At 69.0% G+C, this 13,119-nt stretch carries 12 protein-coding genes and 1 riboswitch; of the genes, 7 read left to right on the plus strand and 5 right to left on the minus strand.

The window, feature by feature from the left end; all coding sequences use genetic code 11:
- Positions 1 to 50 precede the first annotated feature (50 nt).
- The 3 genes from C6Y44_RS15570 to C6Y44_RS15580 form a co-directional block, all read right to left on the minus strand.
- Positions 51 to 1,391 (minus strand): hypothetical protein, encoded by a 1,341-nt coding sequence (locus C6Y44_RS15570; RefSeq protein WP_159418033.1) that lies wholly within the window; start codon positions 1,389 to 1,391, stop codon positions 51 to 53.
- A 76-nt stretch (positions 1,392 to 1,467) separates the two neighbouring features.
- On the minus strand, positions 1,468 to 2,511 hold the full coding sequence (locus tag C6Y44_RS15575; protein ID WP_159419191.1) for a C40 family peptidase: 1,044 nt from the start codon (positions 2,509 to 2,511) through the stop codon (positions 1,468 to 1,470).
- 275 nt (positions 2,512 to 2,786) lie between these two features.
- Positions 2,787 to 3,368, minus strand: coding sequence for a C40 family peptidase (locus tag C6Y44_RS15580; protein ID WP_059380920.1), 582 nt, complete (start codon positions 3,366 to 3,368; stop codon positions 2,787 to 2,789).
- 15 nt (positions 3,369 to 3,383) lie between these two features.
- Positions 3,384 to 3,548, minus strand: a riboswitch (cyclic di-AMP (ydaO/yuaA leader).
- A gap of 449 nt (positions 3,549 to 3,997) precedes the next feature.
- Between C6Y44_RS15580 and C6Y44_RS15585 the strand changes: the two genes are divergently transcribed.
- Positions 3,998 to 5,746 (plus strand): DEDD exonuclease domain-containing protein, encoded by a 1,749-nt coding sequence (locus tag C6Y44_RS15585; RefSeq protein ID WP_159418032.1) that lies wholly within the window; start codon positions 3,998 to 4,000, stop codon positions 5,744 to 5,746.
- 32 nt (positions 5,747 to 5,778) lie between these two features.
- Positions 5,779 to 6,054, plus strand: a complete 276-nt coding sequence (locus C6Y44_RS15590; protein WP_016693842.1) for an Lrp/AsnC family transcriptional regulator — start codon at positions 5,779 to 5,781, stop codon at positions 6,052 to 6,054.
- Between the two features lie 82 nt (positions 6,055 to 6,136).
- On the opposite strand, the gene trpD is transcribed toward C6Y44_RS15590, so the two are convergent.
- Both trpD and C6Y44_RS15600 read right to left on the minus strand, forming a co-directional pair.
- Positions 6,137 to 7,216, minus strand: coding sequence for an anthranilate phosphoribosyltransferase (trpD, locus tag C6Y44_RS15595; RefSeq protein ID WP_120283289.1), 1,080 nt, complete (start codon positions 7,214 to 7,216; stop codon positions 6,137 to 6,139).
- A 63-nt stretch (positions 7,217 to 7,279) separates the two neighbouring features.
- On the minus strand, positions 7,280 to 7,738 hold the full coding sequence (locus C6Y44_RS15600) for a hypothetical protein (RefSeq protein WP_159418031.1): 459 nt from the start codon (positions 7,736 to 7,738) through the stop codon (positions 7,280 to 7,282).
- 174 nt (positions 7,739 to 7,912) lie between these two features.
- Between C6Y44_RS15600 and ctaE the strand changes: the two genes are divergently transcribed.
- The 5 genes from ctaE (at position 7,913) to C6Y44_RS15625 (ending at position 13,116) form a co-directional block, all read left to right on the plus strand.
- Positions 7,913 to 8,527: an aa3-type cytochrome oxidase subunit III gene (gene ctaE, locus C6Y44_RS15605; RefSeq protein ID WP_120283293.1), complete on the plus strand. Its 615-nt coding sequence runs from the start codon at positions 7,913 to 7,915 to the stop codon at positions 8,525 to 8,527.
- 100 nt (positions 8,528 to 8,627) lie between these two features.
- Positions 8,628 to 9,464 (plus strand): cytochrome bc1 complex diheme cytochrome c subunit, encoded by an 837-nt coding sequence (qcrC, locus tag C6Y44_RS15610; protein ID WP_174247132.1) that lies wholly within the window; start codon positions 8,628 to 8,630, stop codon positions 9,462 to 9,464.
- The gene (qcrA, locus tag C6Y44_RS15615) at positions 9,461 to 10,588 is read left to right on the plus strand and encodes a cytochrome bc1 complex Rieske iron-sulfur subunit (protein WP_120283295.1); all 1,128 of its coding nucleotides are present in this window, start codon (positions 9,461 to 9,463) and stop codon (positions 10,586 to 10,588) included. Before qcrC ends, qcrA begins: the two co-directional genes overlap by 4 nt.
- A complete protein-coding gene (gene qcrB / locus C6Y44_RS15620) occupies positions 10,585 to 12,246 on the plus strand; it encodes a cytochrome bc1 complex cytochrome b subunit (RefSeq protein ID WP_120283297.1) in 1,662 nt (553 codons plus the stop codon). The genes qcrA and qcrB overlap by 4 nt, the downstream gene beginning before the upstream one ends.
- Before the next feature lie 162 nt (positions 12,247 to 12,408).
- The gene (locus tag C6Y44_RS15625) at positions 12,409 to 13,116 is read left to right on the plus strand and encodes a HEAT repeat domain-containing protein (protein ID WP_225623577.1); all 708 of its coding nucleotides are present in this window, start codon (positions 12,409 to 12,411) and stop codon (positions 13,114 to 13,116) included.
- Positions 13,117 to 13,119 lie beyond the last annotated feature (3 nt).

Genomic DNA, 13,119 nt, shown 5'->3' on the forward strand with positions numbered 1-13,119 from the left:
GGTCCCGGGCTCCGGACGGTGCCGATGGGCCCCGGTCCGGACCGTCCCGGTCAGCGGATGTCGCGGATGCGCTCCCCGAGCCAGCGGCTCCAACCGTCCACGAAGCCGGCGGTGTCGACGCCGAGCAGGTCGGTGAGCACGTCGTCGAGCCGCTCGTCGGTGACGGGACCCGCGGCGAGGGCGCGGTAGAGGGAGACGAGCCTGTCGTGTCCGAACTCGTCCGCGGTGTACGCGGCGATCGACCAGGAGCTCTCGTAGGCGAGCGCCGACCGGTCGCCGGTGAAGTCGCCGTCGGCGGGCAGCGACGTCGGTGCACCCGACGCCCGTACCTGCCGGGTCAGCGTCGGCGCGATCCGCTGCACGTCGAGTGGCCCTGTCTCGAGACCCTCTGCGGCCGTGCGGTGGCCGACGTAGTCGGCGAAGCCCTCGAGGACCCACATCGGTGAGCCGTCCACGGTGCCGGCGCGTGCGGCGACGTGCACCGTCTCGTGCGCGAGCACGATCCGGCGGGAGGTGTCGTCGAGCCGGTCGCTCGCGGCCGGGTTGAAGACGATGCGCTGCCCGGTGGCGATCCCGCGCTCGTGATCGACATCGTCGGAGACCGCGACGGCCGCGATGTCGTCGCCGTCGTGCCGGGGTCCGACGAGGTGCGAGAACTCCTCGCGTGTGGACGTCACGACCACCAGTGCGCGTCGCGGCCAGGAATCGCCCCACAGGTCGTCGACGGCCTCGACCACCGACGGCAGGTCGCCGGCCAGGTCGTCGACGAAGGCGGCGTTGTCCGGGTGTCCGATCACGAGCGAGCGACCACCCTCGGTCTGCGCGGTCGCGAGGTGGAGGCTGCCGTGGTCCCAGGGTCCTCGCCAGGTGACGGTCTGCGCCCCGGCGAGATCGGGTGCGTCGTCGGCGATCCGCCAGCCCTGCGGCCGGTGCACGAACAGCACGGTCACCGGCCGTCGGGTGGGTACGTCGTCGATTCCGTCCACGGCGTACCGCAGGTGGACGCGGTGCGCCCGTACCTCGTCGGCCGCGAACCGGGCGATCGTCTCGGGCGGCAGCGGCAGCGCGGGTTCGGAGGCGAGTTCGTAGCCGAGATCGGCGAGGGGAACGACGGCGATCGCTGCGATCCGCTCCCGTTCGGCGTCGAGGAGTTCCGGGGACGCGTCGTCGATCAACTCCGCGAGCGATCCGTCGTCGCCGGTCCGGACCGCATGCGCCCAGTCGTCGAGCACGACCTGCAGTTCGGCCCGTACCCGGCTGTCGGCGTCGTCGGTGTCCACCGGGTCGACGGCCAGTAGCAGTCCTGCCGTGACCAGCGCGACCACGAGTCCGGCCAGGCCGAGACGTTCCCACTTGCGGGTACCGGCGGTGAAGGGCGATCGCGCGGGCACCGCGTCAGTCTAGGTCGGCGTCCGAAGGCGGTCCCGTACGCCCTCGTCCACCGGCGGCGATCCCGCCTCTACCCGGTCAGTACCGCCGGGCGCTGTGGAACGGGAAGCGATCGATCGACTGCACCTTCACCGGCACACCGAAGGTCGAGGCGTGCACCATGTTGCCGTCGCCGACGTACATTCCGACGTGGGAGGCGTCGTCGTAGAAGATCACGAGGTCGCCGGGCTGCAGATTGTCGCGGGAGACGGGGATGCCGCCCTGCGCCTGGGCCTGACTCGACCGGGGCAGCGACTTGCCGACCTGCTGGTACGCCCACACCATCAGTCCCGAGCAGTCGAACTGGTCGGGGCCGGTCGCGCCCCACACGTACGGTGAGCCGATGCGCGACAGGGCGGCGCGCAGCGCGGCGCCGTTGCTGCCGGGGACGAGGTGCTGCAGGATCTTCTCGGCGTCGAGGCCCGGAGGGAAGGGAGTGCCGGCGAGTTCGGCCTTCTCCGCGTCGCTCAGCGCCTCGAAGGCGTTCAGGACCCCTTCGATCTGCTCCTCGAGGTCGGCCTGTCGCCGCTGGAGTTCGTCGCGGAGGGTCTGGGCCTGCTCGGCGGCGGCACGTGCCTCGTCGGCGGCATGCTGTGCGGCGACGGCCGCCTCGGCCGCAGCGGCGGTGGCCGCCCGGAAGCCCTCGACCTCACGCGAGGTCTGCTCGCCCAGGACGTCGAGCAGGACCATCTGGTCGAGCATCTGCTGGGGCGAGTCGCTCACCATCACGGCGAACAGCCGGTTGGTGCGCGCACCGCGGTAATTGGCCCGCGCGAGCTTGTCGACGGTGGGCTTGAAGCGGGCGATCTCGGCGCGAGCGGCGCCGAGCGCCTCGTCGGCCTGGCCGGCACGCACCTCGGCCTCGTGCTGCGCCGCGACCTTCGCTTCGAGATCCGCCCCGGCGGCGTGCAAAGCCTCGGTGGCCTGTTCGCTGCGACGTGACAGATCCGCGAGGTGCTCGAGGCGTGCGGCCGGACTCTCCCCTGCGGGTTGCGCCGTCGCCGGCGCCAGAGTGAAACCGAGGACCATCATCACGAGCGCGACGACGAGCACTGGACGGCCGGTCCGTCGCCTGTCCTGCACTCGTACGAGGTGCTTCGTCCTGTCGGAAACCACGTGGGCTCGCATCCTTTCCCAAAGGTCTCGATCAGGTTACGGAATTGCATAGGTTTGTGTCTACCTGCGAGTAGCCCTCCCACGCAGCGGCCGTTTGTGCAAGCAGTTCGCGCATCGGCAGGGACGTGCAGACACACGAGGAGGGTGGGTCCGGTACGTACCGGACCCACCCTCCTCGGCAGTGCGTCGGCGCTGGAGCGGGGGGGTGCTCAGACCGATCGGAAGCGACGGGGCGCCGTCGATCAGAAGCGACGGGCGCCGTCGACCGGCATCGAGTTCAGCGGTGCGATCTTGACCGGCTGGCTCGAGGTGGAGGCGTGCACGATGTTGCCGCCGCCGATGTAGATGCCGGTGTGGCTGCCGCCGTAGAACGACACGACGTCACCGGGCTGCAGAGCCGCGACGTCCACCGGGGCACCGGCGGAGGCCTGCTCGTAGCTGGTGCGCGGGACGCTCAGACCGGCCTGCTTGTAGGCCCACTGCACGAGACCCGAGCAGTCGAAGGAGCTCGGGCCGGCGGCGCCGTAGACGTAGGGGGCACCGATCTTCGACTGTGCGGCGTCGGCAGCGCGCTGGCCGACGGAGCTGAAGGGGGCGGTGAAGGAACCGGCCTGAGGCGCGGGGGCCGCCTCGGGGGCCGGCGGAACGATGTTGGCGATCTCCGGCGGCACGGTCACACCGGCCGGGAGGTCGAACGTTCCGACACCGGGAATGTTGATCGGCTCGGCCATCGCCGGGCCGGCCGAGACGGTGACTGCTCCGAGAGCAATGGCACCGGCGACGAGTGCGCGCCGGACGGTGCGCTTGCTGTTGTTCGAAACCACGAGGGGACGTTCTCCGTTTCTTCCGTTCACCCGCCGACCGAGTTAGCTGACGGGTTCGGGCCGGAAGATCAGCCCTACCCCTCCCCGCGAGCGGCGGAGGGGATTCACCCCGAGTACTACGTGTGGGTCCCCGGCTCGCTGCTCCCGCAGACGGGAGAAGCGATTAGGCGGTAACCGTGCGGCTCCGACCCGGGGGTGGGGCGGGAAACTCTCCGCTCGGTCTCGAAAAGATTACGAAACGGCATCGGTGAAGTCGACCGCCTCACCGTGCGGCCCGATCGTTTCGGCCCGCCCCTGGGGGAATGCCGCCGCGGGGCAACGGTCCGATAACGGCGCGGTAACGGGCACCGTTCGACGCGCCTCCACCAGAGGGAGGCTCGGCGCCCGTTTCATCCGAGTCCTTTCCGGAAGAACCAGGTCAGGACACCCTGACTCGCCGACCTTCGACGAGGCGATGCGCCCGATTCGCCGGAGTGCCGTCCTCGGAGGCCGATCGGTCTGTTTTCCGGCCTGCGCGTACCCCTCATCGAGCCGAAAAGAACGCAGTGTGATCCTCGTCTCCCCCTGCTTCGAACCCACTCCGAAGCCCGCTCGGCGGCGTGTCGGTGACGCTTCCTAGGCTCTGCCGCATGACCTCGCCGCGACCATCCGCCCTGGGCGTGCAACTCGGTTTCGACGAGCTCGACACTCCCCTGCGCGAGACCACCTTCGTCGTCGTCGATCTCGAGACGACGGGCGGGAAGGCAGCCGAGGACGCCATCACAGAGATCGGAGCGGTGAAGATCCGCGGGGGTGAGGTGCTCGGCGAGTTCGCGACCCTCGTCGATCCGGGACGACCCATCCCCCCGTACATCGTGCAGCTCACCGGCATCACCACCGCCATGGTCTACGCGGCCCCCAAGATCGAGGAGGTGCTGCCCGCCTTCCTGGAATTCGCGTCCGGAGCGGTGCTCGTCGCACACAACGCCGGATTCGACGTCGGCTTCCTCAAGGCCGCCACAGCGCAATGCGAACTCGCGTGGCCCCGCTTCCAGGTGCTGTGCACCGTCAAGCTGGCCCGCCGCGTCCTCGGACGCGACGAAGCGCCGTCGGTGAAGCTGTCCGCGCTGGCCGAACTGTTCCGGGTCTCCACCGTGCCCACCCACCGCGCCCTGGACGACGCGCGCGCCACCGTGGACGTCCTGCACGCCCTCATCGAACGGGTCGGCAACCAGGGCGTCCACAGCCTCACCGAGCTGCGCGACTACATGCCGGTGGTCACCGCCGAGCAGAGGGCCAAACGCGCACTCGCCGCGCATCTGCCGCGCAAACCGGGCGTCTACATGTTCCGCGGCCCGTCGGACGAGGTGTTGTACGTCGGCACGGCGGTCGACCTGCACCGGCGTGTCCGTACCTATTTCACGGGCTCCGAGACGCGACCGCGATTGCGCGAGATGGTCGCGCTCACCACACGCATCGATCACGTCGAATGCGCCCACGGGCTCGAGGCCGGCGTCCGCGAACTCCGGTTGATCGCGGCCCACACCCCTCCCTACAACCGCAGATCGAAGTATCCGATGCGCGGTTGGTGGATCATCCTCACGGACGAGGCGTTCCCGCGCCTGGCCGTGAGCCGCACCCCCGGACCCGACTCGGTCGGCCCGTTCTCGGTGCGCGCCGACGCCGCAGATGTCGCGGCACTGCTCGCGGAGATGTGCGGTCTGCGCACGTGTACGCGCAGGATCGGCCGTACGGCCCGCCACGGCGACCGCTGCCCGCCCGTCGCCGTCGGGGGCTGCGCCGCAGCCTCCTTCGGGGTTCAGGACGCCTCCGCCTACGCGGCCCAGGTCGAGCGTGCGCGCGCGGTCGTCCGCGGGACCACCGACGACGCCGTCGAGACGGCGCAGGAGCGCCTCGACGCCCTTGTGCGCGACCAGTTGTTCGAGAACGCAGCCCGCCTGCGCGACCGCCTCGCCGCCGCCCTCGTCGCGCTGCGGCGCACGCAACGCCTCGCGGCGCTGGCGGCCGTCGACGAACTCGTCGCCGCGCGACCGCGGGCCGAAGGCGGGTGGGAGTTCGCCGTCGTGCGCGCCGGTCGTCTCGCGTCCGCAGGGGTGGCGCCGCGCGGTATGCGGCCGATGCCCGTCGTCGACGCGATCGTCGCCGCAGCCGAGACCGTGCGGCCGTCACCCGGCCCGCTCCGGGGCGCGTCCCCGGAGGAGATCGGTCTGGTCGCTCGATGGCTCGACGGCGAGGGCATCCGCATCGTCCGGGCGAGCCAGGGCTGGTGCGAACCGACACGGGGCGCAGGTCGGTGGAGCGCGTGGGCCGAGCTCGCACGCGACGCCCGCGCGGTCCGCAGGCTCCTCTCCGCCGACGAGCCGTACCGCTTAGGCTGATGCAATCCCCGAGGAAGGTTGAAGGAGACCACATGATCAACGCGATCGTCCTGATCGACGCCGAGGCGAACCGTATCCCCGAGACCGCGCAAGCGGTGGCCGACCTCGACGGTGTCGACACGGTGTACTCCTGCGCAGGCGACGTCGACCTCGTGGCCGTGGTCCGGGTCCGCGACCACGAGAAGATCGCGGACGTCGTCACCCGGGGCATCAACAAGATCGACGGCGTGACGAAGACCGTCACCCACATCGCGTTCCAGTCGTACTCGAGCGCCGACGTCGAGGCCGGCTTCTCGATCGGGAACTGACACCCCGCAGCACCACCGACGAACGACGAGCCCGCACCGATGCAGTGCGGGCCCGTCGTTCGGTGTCCTTACTCTTCCCCGGTCACTTCTGTCCGGAACCGGCACCCAGCCGCGTGGTGACCTCTGCCCACTGCTCCAGGACGGCCGTGGCCCGGCCGCTGTCGATCGCCTCTGCCGCCGTCTCGAGCCCGGCCGTGAGGGCGTCCTCGAGAACGCCGTCGACGCCCCGGAAGGCTGCGATCGCCCCGGCGGCGTTGAGGAGCACGGCGTCGCGCACCGGTCCCGTCTCCCCCGCCAGGACGGCCCGCGCGATCGCCGCGTTCTCCGTGGCGTCGCCTCCGCGGAGCGCCTCGAGCGGAACCCGTTCGATGCCCAGATCGCGCGGATCGAGCGTCACGACCCGGACCTCGCCGCCGTGGACGATGTGCACGCGCGAGGTCGTGGAGGTGGTCAGTTCGTCGAGACCGTCGTCGCCGCGGACGACGAGCGCCGAATTGCCGCGCTGCGCGAGCACACCGGCGACGGTCGGGACGAGCGGTTCGAAGGCGCATCCGATCAGACCGGCACTCGGGCGGGCCGGGTTGGTGAGCGGGCCGAGGACGTTGAAGACCGTCGGGATGCCGATCTGCTTGCGCGGTGCGGCCGCGAAACGCAGCGCCGGGTGGTAGACCGGCGCGAAGCAGAATCCGATCCCGGCCTCGGCGACCGAGCGGGCCACCTCGTCGGGTCCGAGATCGATGTGCACCCCGAGCGCTTCGAGCACGTCGGCGCCGCCGCTCTTGGACGAGGCGGCGCGGTTGCCGTGCTTGACCACGCGGATACCCGCTGCGGCGACGACCAGCGAGGCCATCGTGGAGATGTTGACGGTGTTCGCCCGGTCGCCACCGGTGCCCACCACGTCGACCACGTCACCGTCGACCGGGACCAGCCGGGCGTAGTCGAGCATCGTGTCGGCGAGTGCCCGCACTTCCTCGGGTGTCTCGCCCTTCATCTTCAGAGCGACGCCGAAGGCCGCGATCTGGGCGGGGGTGGCGTTGTCGGAGAAGATCTCGCTCATCGCCCATCGCGCCTCGGCGGCGGACAGGTCCTGTCCGGCGGTGAGCACTCCCAGGACGGAGGGCCAGTTCTGCGTCACCTCGTCCGCGTCTCGCGTCGCGTTCATCGCACCTGCCCTCGCCGCATCTCGCTCCTCACCGGGCACCGGCGTGCCCTCCGACCGGTCAGCTTAGCCAGCGGCATCCTGCGGTTGCAGAGCGTCCCATCCCAGGGCCGTTCCACCGAGCCGCTGGGCGAGCGAGGCCATGCGCGACTTCTCCTGCGCACAGTGCAGTGCATCGAGGACCTGGACACGCTGCAGGATCACCGGAGCACCCTCGACGACGGCGGCGGGCGGGACGTTGCCGCCGCCGGTTCCGGCCACGACGTAGCCGTCCTGGCCGGCCAGTTCCACCGCCCGGTCCACCGTGTCGGCGGGCAGGACGAGGTGATGCCGCAGAACCGCCTCGTCCTCGGCCTGCCACGCAGGCGTCGCCTCGGCGGCGCGCTCGAGCGCCGTCGAACACGCCTCCGCGTCGTCGAATGACGAGACGACCACGACCAGGTCGGCCCGCTTCGCGTCGAGTGGTTCGCTGCGCCGGCCGACCAGGGACCGCAGCCACCCCCGAAGACCCTTTCCAGTACTCATGTCACCACGATCGCACGTGACCTCCGCGACCCTCCGAAATGTCCCGTGTGGCACCCTTCCGAGCACCCGCCACCGAGTGCCCACCTGGAGAAATGCAGGGCTGGGACCTGCACGGACGCGCCGATTTCGGCCCCGATTGCCCAAGACGTACTACGACGGGTCATACTAGCCAGCGTGACGAGCGCAGTAGGGACTTCAGGATCTGCAATCACACAGCGCGTGCACTCGTTGAACCGGCCCAACCTGGTCAGCGTCGGCACCATCGTGTGGTTGTCCAGTGAGCTCATGTTTTTCGCAGGGCTCTTCGCCATGTACTTCGTGGCACGGGCACAGGCCCCGGAGGGCATGTGGCCGCCCCCGCCCACCCACTTGAACCTGTGGTTGGCGGTACCGATCACCATGGTGCTGATCGCTTCTTCCTTCACCTGCCAGCTGGGCGTCTTCGCCGCCGAGCGCGGCGACGTCTTCGGCCTGCGCCGGTGGTACATCGTCACCCTCGGCATGGGCACCTTCTTCGTGCTCGGCCAGGGCTACGAGTACATCACCCTGGTGAAGGACGGCACGACCATCCCGGGCAGCGTGTACGGCTCGGTGTTCTACATGACCACCGGTTTCCACGGCCTGCACGTCATCGGCGGCCTCATCGCTTTCGTGTTCCTGCTGTTCCGCACGAAGGTCAGCAAGTTCACGCCTGCGCAGGCCACTGCAGCCATCGTCGTTTCGTATTACTGGCACTTCGTCGACATCGTTTGGATCGCGCTGTTTGCCACGATTTATTTCATCCGTTAGCCAGCTGAACGCCCAGGCAGCCCCCTGACGTCCAGTCCGTCCCGACATAAAAAAAGGGATACAGATGAGTTCATCCCCACCTCTCGCCTCCGAGGGTGACATGCCCGGTCGATCCTCTGCAGCCGATGCTGCGAAGTCCCGCCGCCAGCGCAAGATGCGCCGGCGCGTCACCGGAGCGTTGGTCCTCGCGCTCGGTCTCCTCAGCGCAGGCTTCATCGCCTCCGCGCTGACACCTGCCCCGCAGGTGGCTACAGCGCAGGACGACCAGAGCGCTCTGATCCGCGAGGGTCAGCAGCTCTACGAGACCTCCTGCGTGACCTGTCACGGTGTCAACCTCCAGGGTGTCCAGGACCGCGGTCCCAGCCTGATCGGTGTCGGCGAGGCCGCCGTCTACTTCCAGGTCTCCTCGGGCCGCATGCCGATGATGCGCAACGAGGCCCAGGCCCTCCGCAAGGACCCGAAGTTCGACGCCGCGCAGACCGACGCCCTCGGCGCGTACATCCAGGCCAACGGTGGAGGCCCGACCGTCATCCGCGACGAGAACGGCGAAATCGCCCAGTCGTCGCTGCGCGGCAACGACATCGGACGCGGTTCGGAGCTCTTCCGCCAGAACTGCGCGTCCTGCCACAACTTCACCGGACGCGGCGGCGCGCTCTCGTCCGGCAAGTTCGCACCGAACCTGGATCCGGCCAACGAGCAGCAGATCTACACCGCGATGCTCACCGGCCCCCAGAACATGCCGAAGTTCTCCGACCGTCAGCTGACGGTCGAGGAGAAGCAGGACATCATCGCGTACATCAAGTCCGCCAGTGAGACGAGAGACCCGGGTGGCTACGGGCTCGGCGGCTTCGGCCCCGGTGCCGAAGGGCCGACCATGTGGGTCGTCGGCATGGTCGCCGTCGTCGGCGCTGCACTGTGGATCGGAGCAAGGTCATGAGTGGCGGCGAAACGCCGAACAAGCACACGGTCGAAGATCTCGACCGGATGAGCCGGGACGACCTCGTCACGCTCGGCACGAACCTCGATGGTGTCGACGTCGCGTTCCGCAAGGACCGCTGGCCCGTCGAAGGCACCCGTGCCGAGAAGCGGGCCGAGCGCAACGTCGCCTTCTGGTTCGCCCTCGCGGGCATCGCGGGTGTCGCGTTCATCGCGATCTACCTGTTCTGGCCGTGGGAGTACCAGGGCATCGGCGACGAGAACTACGGCTGGTACAGCCTCTACACCCCGATGCTCGGCCTGACCCTGGGTCTGGCCATCCTCGGCATCGGTGTGGGCGCGGTGCAGTTCACCAAGAAGTTCATCCCGGAGGAGGTGTCGATCCAGGATCGGCACGACGGCGGCTCGCCCGAGGTCGATCGCAAGACGATCGTCGCCGAGCTCTCCGACTCGCTCGAGACGTCGACCCTGCCGCGTCGCAAGCTGATCAAGCGCACCGCGATCTTCGGTGGTGGCGCGCTCGGCCTCGGTCTGATCATGCCGCTCGGCGGCCTGATCAAGAACCCGTGGGCCGAGGGTGACCAGTCGTCGCTGTGGGTGTCGGGCTGGACCCCGCGCTACCCCGGCGAGACCATCTACCTGCGTCGCGACACCGGCCGCCCCCAGGACATCGTCCTGGTGCGCCCGGAGGACCTCGACGCCGGCGGTATGGAGACGGTGTTCCCGTTCCGCGAGTCCGATCGCGGCGACGACCACGCTCTGCTGCAGGGCCTGCGCGGCATCCGCAACGCCGTCATGCTCATCCGCCTGCGCACCGAGGACACCGAGCGTGTCGTCAAGCGCAAGGGCCAGGAGAGCTTCAACTACGGCGACTACTTCGCGTACTCGAAGATCTGCACGCACCTCGGCTGCCCGACCTCGCTCTACGAGCAGCAGACGCACCGCATCCTGTGCCCGTGCCACCAGTCGCAGTTCGATGCGCTGGAGTACGGCAAGCCGATTTTCGGTCCCGCTGCTCGCGCACTGCCGCAGCTTCCGATTACAGTGAACGAAGAGGGCTTCCTGGTCGCCAACGGTGACTTCATCGAGGCACTCGGCCCGGCATTCTGGGAGCGTCGCCCGTGAGTACTGCAACCCCGTCCCGCGCCGCACAGATCGGCGAGAATCTCGATTCTCGCTACCACCTGTCCGCGGGCATCCGCCGCCAGATCAACAAGGTGTTCCCCACCCACTGGTCCTTCCTCCTGGGTGAGATCGCGCTCTACAGCTTCGTCATCCTGTTGATCTCGGGTGTCTTCCTCACCCTGTTCTTCGACCCGTCGATGGCGCACGTCATCTACGACGGCGTCTACACGCCGCTGCGCGGTGTGGGTATGTCCCGCGCCTACGAGACGACCCTGAACCTCTCCTTCGAGGTCCGCGGTGGTCTGTTCGTGCGACAGATCCACCACTGGGCAGCACTGATGTTCGCAGCGTCGATCGTCGTCCACCTGCTGCGCGTGTTCTTCACCGGTGCGTTCCGGCGTCCGCGCGAAGCCAACTGGGTGATCGGCTCGCTGCTGCTCATCCTGGCGATGTTCGAAGGCTTCTTCGGTTACTCGCTCCCCGACGACCTGCTCTCGGGCACCGGCCTCCGCGCCGCGTTCTCGGGCATCACGCTCTCGATCCCGATCATCGGTTCGTGGATGCACTGGGCGATCTTCGGTGGCGACTTCCCGGGTGAGCTGATCATCCCGCGCTTCTACGTGCTGCACGTGCTGCTCGTCCCGGGCATCATCCTGGCCTTGATCGCCGCGCACCTCGCGCTGGTCTGGTACCAGAAGCACACGCAGTTCCCCGGCCCCGGCCGCACGGAGCAGAACGTCGTCGGCGTTCGTATCCTCCCGGTCTTCGCCGTCAAGTCGGGTGCGTTCTTCGCGATGACCTTCGCGGTGCTCGCCCTGATGTCCGGCCTGCTGCAGATCAACCCGGTCTGGAACATCGGCCCGTACAACCCGTCGCAGGTGTCCGCCGGCTCGCAGCCCGACATCTACATGATGTGGACGGACGGCATGGCCCGTATCTGGCCGGCATGGGAGCTGTACCTGTTCAACCGGTACACGATCCCGCAGCCGTTCTGGATCGCGCTGATCATGGGCCTGGTGTTCGTCGTGCTCACGGTCTACCCGTGGATCGAGAAGAAGTTCACGAAGGACGACGCACACCACAACCTGCTCCAGCGTCCGCGCGACGTGCCGGTCCGCACCGGTATCGGGTTCATGGCCCTGGCGTTCTACGCCGTTGCCACGATCATGTGCATCAACGACATCATCGCGTTCAAGTTCGACATCTCGATCAACGCGACGACCTGGATGGGCCGTATCGGTCTCGTCCTGCTCCCGCCGCTCGCCTACTACATCGCGTACCGGTTCTGCCTGGGTCTGCAGCGCAGCGACCGCCAGGTACTCGAGCACGGCATCGAGACGGGCATCGTCCGTCGCCTGCCGACCGGCGAGTACATCGAGATCCACCAGCCGCTCGGCCCGGTGGACGAGCACGGCCATCCCATCCCACTGGAGTACCAGGCGGCCCCGGTTCCGAAGCGTATGAACCGCCTCGGCAGCGCCGGCAAGCCCGGTGCCGGCAGCTGGTGGAGCCCGGACCCGGCCGACGAGGCCGCCGCTCTCGAGGCTGCCCACCACGAGGCCGAGCTCGAGCTGCGGAACACGCTCCGCGAGTACCAGGAGCGCGTCCACGGCAACGGAGACGGCGCAGCCCAGCTGCCCGACAAGTCGCAGCACTGATCCGCATCAGCGGCTCGTAACGGGGCCCCGGACCATCACGGTCCGGGGCCCCGTTCGTCGTTCGCGGGTCCTCCCCTCCCCCACCGGATATCGTCCGGAGCGTACGTCTTGACCTTGACACTGTGACAAGCGCTCGAATGGGTCGCGAAGGAGGTGCCTCCCATGCGCACACATCACGACCCCTCCACCCGCCTCGTCGAGGCCCTGTCCACCCGCCTCGTCGAGGCCCTGTCCACCCGCCTCGTCGAGGCCCTGTCCGCCGACGACGCCTCCGTGCGTCTGCGCGCCGCACTCGAGTCGGGTACGGCAGCCGAGTCCGGGACGGTGACGGCTCTCGTCGACCGTTGCGCGGTGGAGCCGGACTTCTTCGTCCGCGACATGCTGACCTGGGCGCTGTGCCGCCTGCCGGCCGGGGTGACGGTGCCGCGGCTGCTCGACGAGCTCGGTTCGGATGTCTCGCAGGCGCGCAGTCAGGCCCTGCACACGTTGTCGAAGATCGGCGATCCCGTCGCATGGCCGAAGGTCTCGGGGATGCTCCACGACGAGCACGACGAGGTGGCACGCAGCGCGTGGCGCGCGGCGGTCGCTCTCGTGCCACCGGGCTCGGAAAGCGGCCTCGCTGCGGCTCTCGGCGTCGAACTGGGCCGCGGCGACCACGACCTGCAACTGAGCCTCGGTCGCGCTCTCGCAGCGCTCGACGAGGCCGCAGTGCCGGTCCTGCACGCGGCGATGAACAGCTCCGACCCGCGCGTCCGTGCCCACGCAGAGGCCACCGAGCGGATCCGCGTCGACCCCGACAGCGCGTTCGTCCTCTCCGTGGAGTCGGCGAAACGCGTCGCCGCACTCGGCGCGGACGGGATCCGGGAGTGAGCC

It is taken from the genome of Rhodococcus rhodochrous (assembly GCF_014854695.1).
Taxonomy (GTDB): Bacteria; Actinomycetota; Actinomycetes; order Mycobacteriales; family Mycobacteriaceae; genus Rhodococcus.

Excerpts from the sequence above, each read along its gene's own strand:
- C6Y44_RS15585 (WP_159418032.1), top strand. The coding sequence starts at position 3,998 with ATGACCTCGCCGCGACCATCCGCCCTGGGCGTGCAACTCGGTTTCGAC.
- C6Y44_RS15590 (WP_016693842.1), top strand. The coding sequence starts at position 5,779 with ATGATCAACGCGATCGTCCTGATCGACGCCGAGGCGAACCGTATCCCC.
- trpD (WP_120283289.1), bottom strand. The coding sequence starts at position 7,216 with ATGAACGCGACGCGAGACGCGGACGAGGTGACGCAGAACTGGCCCTCC.
- C6Y44_RS15600 (WP_159418031.1), bottom strand. The coding sequence starts at position 7,738 with ATGAGTACTGGAAAGGGTCTTCGGGGGTGGCTGCGGTCCCTGGTCGGC.
- qcrC (WP_174247132.1), top strand. The coding sequence starts at position 8,628 with ATGCCCGGTCGATCCTCTGCAGCCGATGCTGCGAAGTCCCGCCGCCAG.
- qcrA (WP_120283295.1), top strand. The coding sequence starts at position 9,461 with ATGAGTGGCGGCGAAACGCCGAACAAGCACACGGTCGAAGATCTCGAC.
- C6Y44_RS15625 (WP_225623577.1), top strand. The coding sequence starts at position 12,409 with ATGCGCACACATCACGACCCCTCCACCCGCCTCGTCGAGGCCCTGTCC.